At 60.9% G+C, this 9,611-nt stretch carries 14 protein-coding genes; 9 read left to right on the plus strand and 5 right to left on the minus strand.

Going from position 1 to position 9,611, the window contains the following annotated elements:
* The first annotated feature begins 72 nt into the window (after positions 1–72).
* From BN984_RS07740 to BN984_RS07750, 3 genes are all read left to right on the plus strand, one after another.
* A complete protein-coding gene (locus BN984_RS07740; protein WP_004973724.1) occupies positions 73–336 on the plus strand; it encodes a glutaredoxin family protein in 264 nt (87 codons plus the stop codon).
* The gene (locus BN984_RS07745; RefSeq protein WP_008091372.1) at positions 336–842 is read left to right on the plus strand and encodes a redoxin domain-containing protein; all 507 of its coding nucleotides are present in this window, start codon (positions 336–338) and stop codon (positions 840–842) included. The genes BN984_RS07740 and BN984_RS07745 overlap by 1 nt, the downstream gene beginning before the upstream one ends.
* Before the next feature lie 122 nt (positions 843–964).
* Positions 965–1,567, plus strand: coding sequence for an L-threonylcarbamoyladenylate synthase (locus BN984_RS07750; protein ID WP_049967977.1), 603 nt, complete (start codon positions 965–967; stop codon positions 1,565–1,567).
* 86 nt (positions 1,568–1,653) lie between these two features.
* Here BN984_RS07750 and BN984_RS07755 read toward each other — a convergent pair whose 3' ends face one another.
* Positions 1,654–2,331: a CRISPR-associated protein Cas4 gene (locus tag BN984_RS07755; protein WP_049967978.1), complete on the minus strand. Its 678-nt coding sequence runs from the start codon at positions 2,329–2,331 to the stop codon at positions 1,654–1,656.
* Positions 2,332–2,469: 138 nt separating this feature from the next.
* On the opposite strand from BN984_RS07755, the gene BN984_RS07760 reads away from it, so the two are divergent.
* Together BN984_RS07760 and BN984_RS07765 are read left to right on the plus strand one after the other, a co-directional pair.
* The gene (locus BN984_RS07760) at positions 2,470–4,083 is read left to right on the plus strand and encodes a spermidine synthase (protein WP_008091377.1); all 1,614 of its coding nucleotides are present in this window, start codon (positions 2,470–2,472) and stop codon (positions 4,081–4,083) included.
* A gap of 3 nt (positions 4,084–4,086) precedes the next feature.
* Entirely contained in the window at positions 4,087–4,347 is a 261-nt protein-coding gene (locus BN984_RS07765; protein WP_049967979.1) for a DUF7861 family protein, read from the plus strand.
* 68 nt (positions 4,348–4,415) lie between these two features.
* On the opposite strand, the gene BN984_RS07770 is transcribed toward BN984_RS07765, so the two are convergent.
* The 4 genes from BN984_RS07770 to BN984_RS07780 all read right to left on the minus strand — a co-directional run bounded on the left by BN984_RS07770 (position 4,416) and on the right by BN984_RS07780 (position 6,573).
* Complete coding sequence (locus tag BN984_RS07770; RefSeq protein ID WP_004973703.1) at positions 4,416–4,607, minus strand: hypothetical protein; 192 nt, start codon at positions 4,605–4,607, stop codon at positions 4,416–4,418.
* Between the two features lie 193 nt (positions 4,608–4,800).
* The gene (locus BN984_RS07775; protein ID WP_049967980.1) at positions 4,801–5,832 is read right to left on the minus strand and encodes a tyrosine-type recombinase/integrase; all 1,032 of its coding nucleotides are present in this window, start codon (positions 5,830–5,832) and stop codon (positions 4,801–4,803) included.
* Positions 5,829–5,999, minus strand: a complete 171-nt coding sequence (locus tag BN984_RS19700) for a hypothetical protein (protein ID WP_181950714.1) — start codon at positions 5,997–5,999, stop codon at positions 5,829–5,831. The genes BN984_RS07775 and BN984_RS19700 overlap by 4 nt, the downstream gene beginning before the upstream one ends.
* A 289-nt stretch (positions 6,000–6,288) precedes the next feature.
* Positions 6,289–6,573, minus strand: a complete 285-nt coding sequence (locus BN984_RS07780) for a hypothetical protein (RefSeq protein ID WP_244877451.1) — start codon at positions 6,571–6,573, stop codon at positions 6,289–6,291.
* A 104-nt stretch (positions 6,574–6,677) separates the two neighbouring features.
* Between BN984_RS07780 and BN984_RS07785 the strand changes: the two genes are divergently transcribed.
* The 4 genes from BN984_RS07785 to BN984_RS19420 all read left to right on the plus strand — a co-directional run bounded on the left by BN984_RS07785 (position 6,678) and on the right by BN984_RS19420 (position 9,606).
* Complete coding sequence (locus tag BN984_RS07785; RefSeq protein WP_013035412.1) at positions 6,678–6,965, plus strand: hypothetical protein; 288 nt, start codon at positions 6,678–6,680, stop codon at positions 6,963–6,965.
* Positions 6,962–7,303: a repressor phrH2 gene (locus BN984_RS07790; protein WP_244877452.1), complete on the plus strand. Its 342-nt coding sequence runs from the start codon at positions 6,962–6,964 to the stop codon at positions 7,301–7,303. The genes BN984_RS07785 and BN984_RS07790 overlap by 4 nt, the downstream gene beginning before the upstream one ends.
* Before the next feature lie 442 nt (positions 7,304–7,745).
* On the plus strand, positions 7,746–8,432 hold the full coding sequence (locus BN984_RS19415; protein WP_156037886.1) for a hypothetical protein: 687 nt from the start codon (positions 7,746–7,748) through the stop codon (positions 8,430–8,432).
* A gap of 217 nt (positions 8,433–8,649) precedes the next feature.
* Complete coding sequence (locus BN984_RS19420; protein ID WP_156037887.1) at positions 8,650–9,606, plus strand: hypothetical protein; 957 nt, start codon at positions 8,650–8,652, stop codon at positions 9,604–9,606.
* Positions 9,607–9,611: the final 5 nt, after the last annotated feature.

The following is a 9,611-nucleotide window of genomic DNA, read 5'->3' on the forward strand; positions in this document are numbered from 1 at the left end:
CGGCGAACCGATATTGCGGCGCGGATGCCCGCGAGCGAAGGGCTTAGGCGACGCTCTTCCCAACAGCCGCCCATGGCAGACGAGCAACCGGCGATTACGCTGTACCGACTGCAGGCGTGCCCGTACTGCGAGCGGGTCGTCCGCACGCTCGACGACCAGGGCCTCGCCTACCAGTCGCGGTTCGTCGAGCCGATGCACTCCGACCGGAACGTCGTCAAGCGCGTCTCGGGCAAGCGCTCGGTCCCGGCCATCGTGGACGACAACACCGGCGTCACGATGTCCGAGTCGGCGAACATCGTCGAGTACCTCGAAAACACCTACGGGGAGGGTGCCTGATGGTCGACTTCGACGTCGTCGACCTCCCCGACCACGACGCGCCGGCGACGGGCGACACCGCCCCGGACTTCACCCGCCCGCTCGTCAACGACGAGTTCTGGGAGGACGCGTCCCTCTCGGACCTCACCGACGACGGCCCCGTCCTCCTCGTGTTCCACACGATGGCGGGCGCGTTCCCGGCGACGTACGTCTGGAACGAACTCCGCGACCGCGGCGTCCCGGAGGACGTGCAGGCGGTCGGCGTCTCAATCTCGTCGCCCTACGAGCACAAGGCGTTCCTCGAAGAACGCGACGTGGACGCCCGACTGTTCTCTGACCCCGCGGCCGACGTCGCGGCCGACTACGACCTCGAACACGACCTCGACGGGATGGCCGGCGTCACCGAACACCGCCCCGCCGTGTTCCTCCTCGACGAGGAGCGGACGGTCCAGTACCGCTGGGTCGCCGCCGAGTGGCCGGATTTCCCGGACTACGAGGAACTCGCTGACGCGCTCGCCGGCCTGTAAGTCCCGCCGCTCGAAGCGACGCACGCGGGCCGAGCCCTCGGCCCCGCCCGTACCGACCCGCGTGCCCCGCACGGAATCGCCGTTTCGTCACGCTTTTTCGCCCGTTGCCCGTCCGTTCGTCCATGAGCGACGACGACGTACAGCGTGCCGCCGCCTCCATCCGCCGCGGCGAGGCGGTCGTCTACCCGACCGAGACGGTCTACGGCATGGGCGCGGACGCGACGAACGCCGACGCGGTCGAACGCGTCTTCGACATCAAGAGCCGCGACCGAGACAAACCGCTTTCCGCCGGCTTCCCCGACGTGGACGCCGCGCTGGAGCACGTCGTCGCCGACGACCGCGAGGAGGCGTTTATGCGCCGGTTCCTCCCCGGGCCGGTGACGGTCGTCGTGGAACGACGCGACAGTCTGCCGGACGCACTCGTCGCCGGGAAAGAGCGCGTCGGCGTCCGCGTCCCCGACCACGAACTCGCGCTCGCCCTCTTTCGCGCGTCCGGGACGCCCGTCACCGCGACCAGCGCCAACCGCTCCGGTACCGGGAGCATCACGCACCCCTCGCAGCTCTCCGACGAGATTCGGGAGGCGGTCGCCGTCGTTCTCGACGGCGGGACGACGCCCGGCACCGAGAGCACCGTCGTCGACCCCGGCCGCGGCGTCGTCCACCGCCGCGGCGCGATGGCCGACGACATCGAGGCGTGGTTAGACGAACACGCCGCCGACGCGTAGCCCGACGGGCGTGCCAACGAGGCGACGCGTAGCAGGCGGCGTCGCCGCCGCGGCGACGAGCCTAACCTCACCGGCTGAGCCCCACCTCACCGACCGAGTAGCGACGCCAACGACCACGTTTTCACGCCGCACCGCTCCCGGTAGGCGCACGACTCGCACTTCGCGGAGTTCCGCAACCGCGACGGGACGAAGTCGAGGCCGCGGGCGATGCCGAGCGCCCGGCGGTAGGCCGCCTTGTTCCCCGTGGTGAGCCTGACCGTCCGCACGACGCCGACCGCCGGATACTCGACCAGCGCCCGCGGTATCGATGTTTCGCGCTCCCACGCGAGCGCCTTCGCCAGCGCGACGGCCCGGACGCGCTGGGGTTCCCAGACGCCGCGCTCGGGCGGTTCGCCCGGCGAGACGAGTGAAGGAACGGGCGGCTGGTCGTCGCCGGGCGACCGCACGAGTTTGTGCGCGATGCCGCGGCAGTCTTTCCCCGCGAGGAACACGTCACGGGCGACGGGGTCGGTGAGGGCGCCCCAGTCGTCGCGCTCGCGGAGTCGAGCGAGGTTCTCGCGGTACGCCGCCGGCGACACCGAAATCGGGCGCGCCGCGAGTTCGTCGCCGGGAGCGTCGAGCAGGTCGGGGTACGCGAAGGCGAGCGAGCGAACCTCGCGGACCGCGGGCGGCGGCGCTCGGTCGTCGTCGCGGCGGGCGTAGTAGAGTTGTCGCGGACAGTACGCGGCGCGGGCGAGGTCGGACGCGGCGACGAGGGAGGACACGGGACGGGCTGGCTCCGTTATCAGATAAGAAGGTTCGCGCGAGCGCGTCGCAGCGGCGGCGGGGCCGAACACCCGCACGCGTCGTCCGGCTCGCCGCCGTGCGTGAATTAATACGGCCGCGCCCCTTGGCATACTGACATGGCATCGACCGCCGCCGGCTCGTGGCTCCGGATGACGCGTCCCGAACTCGCCGTGTTCGTCTCCGGGGTCACGAGCATGGGTTTGGAGATTCTCGCCGGTCGGATGGTCGCCCCCGAGTTCGGCAGCAGCATCTACACGTGGGGAAGCATCATCGGCGTCTTCCTCGCGGCGCTGAGTCTCGGCTACCACCGCGGCGGGCAGCGGGCCGCAGAGGCCTCGAACGGCGCTCTCGTCCGCGTTTTCATCGGTACCGCGGCGTACATCGCGGGCGTCATCCTCCTCGGCGACCTGTTCATCCAGTCGACGACGAGCCTCCCTCTCCCGAGCCGATTCGCGTCGCTCCCGGCGATTACGCTCCTGTTCGGGCCGCCGACGTACTTCCTCGGCTTCATCAGCCCCTACGCGGCCGAACTCTCCGGGCGGTCCGACGTGGGCGCGGCGTCGGGCCACGTCTACGCCGTCGGCACCGTCGGCAGCATCATCGGCGCGTTCGCTACCACGTACTTTCTCATCCCCTCTCTGAGCGTCACCAACATCGGGCTCGTCTTCGGACTCATCTCGGTCGTGACGGCGCTCGCGCTCGCCCGCCCCGACATCGGCCGCGACGAGGCGGTCTGGAGCGTCGGTATCGCCGCCGTCCTCGTCCTCGCGTCTCTGACCGGCGGCATCGGCCTCGACTCCCGCGGAGCCACCGTCTACCACACCCAGACCGCCTACCAAGAGCTTCGCGTCGCCGACGCGGGCGGGACGCGGACGCTCTACCTCGACGGCCAGCCCCACAGCGCGATGGACCTCGACGACCCGACGCGGCACGTCTTCGACTACACCTCGTACTTCCACGTCCCCTTCCTCTTGTCCGACGACATCGACCGCGTGTTGTTCGTCGGCGGCGGCGGGTTCACCGGCCCGCGCGTGTTCTTGGAGAAGTACCCGAACGTGACGGTCGACGTGGTCGAACTCGACCCCGAAGTCGTCTCCGTCGCCGAGGAGTACTTCGGCGTCGAGGAGTCGCCGCGGCTCAACGTCCACACGATGGACGGCCGGCAGTACCTCCGGGAGACGAACCGGACGTACGACCTCATCGTCCTCGACGCCTACCGGAAGGACAAGGTCCCGTTCCAACTGACGACCCAGGAGTTCATGCAGCTCACCGCGGACCGCCTCGACGAGGACGGCGTCCTGTTCGCCAACGTCATCTCCGCGCCGAGCGGCCCGGCTTCGCAGTTCTACCGCGCGGAGTACAAGACGATGCGGTCGGTCTACCCGCGGGTGTACAGCTTCCCCACCGCGGGGAGCGTCGTCGTCCAGAACATCGAGGTCGTGGCGACGAAAGACGAGACGCTCGTGACGGCCGAGGAGCTACAGGCGCGCAACCAGCGCCGCGACATCGGCATCGACCTCGCGGCCGAACTCACGTCCTACCGGAACGACGAACCTACCGGCGACGTGCCGCTTCTCACCGACGACCGCGCGCCCGTCGACAGTCTCCTGGACCCGATGGTCGGTCAGCGCTACGTCGTCCAGCGGACGAACGAGACCGAACAACGCGAGGCCGACAGGAACGCAACCACTCGGGGTGCAGTTACCGGTACGGCCGTGAGGGCGGCGTAAGCGATGGTTCACGACAGAATCCACGCGAGGGAACCGACCCACGACCGCGACCGCTGGACCGAGGGCGTCGTCGAGTCGGTCGCCGAACGCGACGGTCACTGGGTGGTCCGCGCGCGCACGGCCCGGAACGGACGCGAGGGAGACGATTCAGTCGAACTGGTCGTCACCCTCGCGGTCCGCGACCTGTTTCTCCGCCGGCTCGATGTCGACGCCGGCGAGTCGCCCGTCGGCTGTCGGTTCTGGTACCGAAAGAAGCGACGGTAACTCCGCGGCCGCGACCGCAAACTCGACCCGACGGCCTGAAACACGGGTCGGCCGGGGGTCGATGCCGGTTAGTTCGTCGTTTCGAGGGCTTTTTGATACATACGCGGCCCGGCGACGGCGGCCGTTCCGAGCACCATGAGCGAGGCACCGACGCCGAGGCGCTGCCCCGGGGCGACCGCGGACGCGACCACGCCGGTCACGACCGCGAGACCGGCGAGGAACATGACCCCGCCGAGGACATCGAGCGGCTGGATTGACATCTCTGTCGAGAGATTCCTCGCTCGTCTCAAAAGTCTTCTCGCCGTCGTCCTGCGATTCTCCGACGGTTGTCACTCTTTGGCTCATCACGTTGTTCTTCGCACAAAGAGTGGGACCGCCCGGGCTGTCCTTACCCAACAGTAGCCGACTCTCCACTACCTCTATCGGTCGAACTGAGATATTCCTACTCATGACTCATTCAATCCGGAGTTTGTCCAGGTGAGGACGGCGGCGCAGCTCCATCCGTTCGCGCTGGGACGCTTTGTCGTAATGCTGTTCAATAACCTCCTGAGACGCATTCACGCGCTCCGCGGTCACCTCCGCAGGGAACCCGCGATCTCTGTGCCACGTAATCGAACCCGTCCGAATGTGGTGCGGTGATCGAGAAGACGGACACTTGCTACCCTGAGTGTATGACCCCGCGAACTCGCAGGAATCTTTCTCGTACTCGTGCGGGCACGGACCAGCGACACACGGCTGGGTCGCCTGATACATCCATCCCCGAAAACCGTTCTTCGAGATACGAGTCCCGTGATGCGTCACGAACAGCGGAGAGCGACCGAAGTCGTCGTGGCCATCCGGCCGGAACTTCTCGATGTAGGTGTTCAGCGACTCGACGACCTCCGGCAAGAGCGAAACCGTACGTTCGCCATTCATCTGATTCTTCAGCGGCGTCTCGGACTCCGGCCGGTGGACGAACTCGACGTACTGCTCATCGGGGTAGTAGTCGCGCAGATCGAGCCCACGAAGGGCACCAAGACGAGCGCCCGTGTGCCACGCGAGTTCGAGAACCGCGTGGAATCGAGTCCCGCGGACGCTACTGTGTGACCGGTAGTACCGAAGCAATCGAAGCGCGTCGTCGGGAACCAACATCGTGTCTCGCGACCGCTCCGACATCGGGACACTCGGTACGTGGACCTTCTTCGAGAGACCGTCCTCGACCGCCTCGATGCGTTCGAGGTACTCGATGAACCCGAGTAGCGTCTCCATCTCGCCGTGGAGAGTGGGTGAGGCGATTCCCTGACCTGCGCGAAAGGCCTCGAACTGCTCGAACGTCCATCCGTTCAGGTCAGAGACGCGCTCGATATTCCGGTCTTCACACCATTCGACCCAGAGTTTCAGACGATACTTGTAGGTCTTGATGCTCGACTCCGAGAGTTCCGTCCCGCGACGGTCAAGATACCGACGAACGGCCTCACGGGGCTTGAGTTCCGAAGGTCCGTTCATGGCTCACCCCATCCATCGAAGATGGACATGGCGCATCGCTGGTGCAGGTAGTAGTCGTCGACATCGTTCCGGTCGGCTGTGAATCTGTACTCCGCTTCGACAGAGACGTAGTCCTCAGACGGGTCGACTTCCATCCGACAGACCGCACACGTCGGGTAGTACGTCATCTGCACCCTCCGCTGTGTTCGGGGCAGACCGGAACCATTCGCGGATAATACTCGTCTTCGGTCGAGAGATCGAAGCCGTCGCACTCCGTCGGCTCCAGAACTCGCCCGCAGAAATGACACTCGACCCACTCGGTCAGCGGATCGATGAACGCAGGACGAGTAGAATCGGCTTGCCCGCCGTCGGTCACGAGCTGACGTTCGATGCGGCGGCATTCAGAACAATGACCGTCGTCGTCGAGACCGCGGAGTCTGTCACACGCGCGGCAGGGCCGCCTGTGCGCGGGGCGGCTCATCTCTTGACCTCCAGCGCCGCGCACTTCCGGCAGACGCTCAGGCGAGTTTCGGCATCGACGCCGACCGCCGGGCGGAGGAGACAGATCTCACACGTGGACTCGTCGCCCTTATCAAACTGTACTGCATCGGTCGCTATGCGGGTGGTAACACCCGTGGTTTTGGTTTCCGTCATGGCTATTGACGGACCCTTCCTGAGTGCGGTGCTGGACCCACCGCGCTCAGGGCCTACAAAAATCATCTCCAGCCGACGGTGTCTCTCAGGGTTCCGTGAGTCTACCATAACACTAACTGTGCATAAATGCACCGTTAGTTTGAGAACAGATGTTTGGATTGCTAAAGCACGATTCGTCGGCAATAGACCAAACCAGCGTATACGTACACGTAATGAGAAAGTCTGCATCGTGGATGACGATATGGGACGACCGAATCCTCGAGTGGGCACGAGAACACGAGTCGGCGAGCGCCGCCGCGATGAAAGACACCGAGTACTTCCAGGTATCTCGTTCGTCGCTCTCACGGAGGCTCTCGAAGCTCAATGAGAAAGGGCTACTCCAGCACCTCGGGAATGGTGTCTACGTCATCACGGCCACCGGCGAAAGCTATCTCGAAGGCGAACTCAGCGCTGAAGAACTGAACGGTGAGAATGGTGAAGAGGGCTCTGCGTCCGCGTGACGAAATCTGAGATGCGGAAGTCAGGTGACTGGATGACTATCTGGGATGACCGGATTCTCGAGTATCTCCTCGAGCACGGCTGGGGCTCCCCGGAGACGATCCATTGGGAGATCGGCCGTGAGACGACGCTTCACCAGATTCGAGAGCGGTGTCGTGTACTGTGTCACGCTGGGTTGGCGTCGCCGTTCATCGACGAGCGGAGCGCCGACATGTTCGAGATTACGATGTGGGGTCAGTTGTATCTCGACGGGAAGGTGAATGCTGGGTTGATTCGGCCGATTCCGAGGCCTAGGCCGCCGGATAAAGTTAGACCCGATTACTGGGCTGGGTTTGTCTAGTGGCGGTGGCGAATTGGGTAGTCTCTGGTTTATATGTCCATACAATATAACTAGACCTCGACTTGTATGTCAGAATACGGGAATTACAACTAAATTCGATTTAGGTTAACCTAGAATATTCTGTGGATCTAAGTCGACATCACACACTAGAGGCCTTGTAGTGCAGCTTATGGTTGTATACCAGATTCAAATCAAAAATACATCACTCAACCAAACAGGTGCCCAATTATTCAGAGAAACCGTTATATATGGGACGCCCTGTCTAGAATACTGTGACCTGACACGATTTCCCTAGGTATCCCAGGAGGACTCGATCCCCGCTGCAACGGGGGTCGGACACGCCCGACAGCAAGCCCTCCCAGAAGAATACACCTGTATTCGTACTTTGGGACATCAAATAGCTTGTGGGTCGGTGAGATACATCGCGACACATTCACAGTAAATGGACGATATCCCAGAAAAGTACGAACGGCTCGCTAACCACATAAAGAACCACCCTGAAAATCGGAACAGAACTTCTGTTCCAAGTCAAATTAAAATCGCAATTTGGCTCTATGAGCGCGGTGTAACTGAATCTCGAGATATCAAACTCCGAAGGAAAGAGATTGAAGAAGACCTCAATTTGACTCTTGACACCGAGATTTCTACGACTCTAGAAAATGTCGCAAAGACGGATGCAGTAAATCTTCATGCACCACTAAGCGGACGCTCGTTTATAGCTAGTGATCGGTTGGATGGGCTTGAATTCCGTCCATCGGAGGAAGTGATCAAAATCGTCGACCAAGAGATCGAACTTCTCATCCAGGATTTGGATACTCAGGGACCTGGTACACCAGGAGAAGTTGTAGCCGATGGGGGAAGTGAAGGGCAGACTAGTGTCCGAGAAGTTGTTGCAGAATCACTTGGTGTTGCACCGAGCTTAGTTGAGAGCACAATTCTTGGAGAAGATGATGGCGTTGAGCGAATGGATAAGTACGATACAGCCGTTCAAGCTGTTGAGTCTTCTCCAGATGTAACGAAGGGTGAAGATTATGTTCCAATTGGATGGCGAAACGCGGCACACCGATACCAACTTAGCACCGTTGGTGTGAAGCTAGTCGAATACTCAAAGGGATTGTCCGACTTCTAATCCGTAAGGTCAACACCAACCGCGTCGCCCAAAAAATGTCTGGAGGACAGATTATATACTTTGAATGAATTATTGATTGTACGATATGTCTGACCTTACTGAAGCGATTAAACCCTACTGATCACCAATGAGTCCATTCGTGATACCCGAGCTAACACGCAAGCGCAGTCATCGTCACCAACCACCGCGTCATGGAGGCCACGCAGCGTAGAAGCGTATGAGTGACCGTCAAACTACCTTTTTCATGGCATTTCGAGATGTTATTGGGGGTGCATTCGGTGGGCTTGTCGTAGTTGGGTTTCAGAGGGGATGGCCAAACTGGGCGGTCAACCTCCTTGCGATTACTTTGATGGTCTTCCTAGCAGTAGGCTATGCTTTCCATGATCGGTTATTTGACCTTGTCAGTTCACTCAAAGAAAATAAATCGATGAAGAATAATTTGGACGACTCTGACTCGCAAAGTTCGAATCAAGAGGTGGGTGACAATTGGAAGCAACTAACTGAACTTAGTGAAGTCTTTGTCTCATATCGCCGGTCAGTAGTTGCTGTAATTCTCACACTTGGTGCACTTGTCTGTTGGTATTTTTACGATCCACCAGCTGTTGGGTTCGTAGATCTCGCAGATATCTATGTTAGTGGTGCTCTATCCCTAATCTTGATTAGTGTATACTTGGGCATGGCAAATGTCACCGAAACTCAAAAAGAGTTTGACAAAAGACAGACAGAGATCATGGAGTATCAGAAATCCATTCTAGAGTCCCAACATAAACCTAATATCCAATCTTTTGGCCCAGAGGTGGTCCAAGGGAAATTGAAGTATCGGGTTCAGAATAGCGGTCCTGGGACCGGAATCAACGGGCACCTTGAAATCAGCCTACATACTGGCGGCTCTACTCGAATCCCAGATATAACGACTGTTCGCCCAACTCGGGAAACCCAGAATGAGGATGACCTGTATCCGAGCACGTTACGTCCTGATGACAGGGCTGAATGGCTCTTTGAAACTCCTGATTCTGCTGTCACGGAGTATTTGGACTCGAATGAACGTGTTCAAGTGGTGTGTGAGTTTCGAGTAGTGTTAGAGTCTATCGATGGCGGTATATCTAAGAGCCAACCCGTCTCTCATGAATATGATTCCACCAAGCACTCGTCTATTGTAGACCTCTTTGAATAAGCTCA

It is taken from the genome of Haloferax prahovense (assembly GCF_000723845.1).
In the GTDB taxonomy this organism is placed as follows: domain Archaea; phylum Halobacteriota; class Halobacteria; order Halobacteriales; family Haloferacaceae; genus Haloferax; species Haloferax prahovense.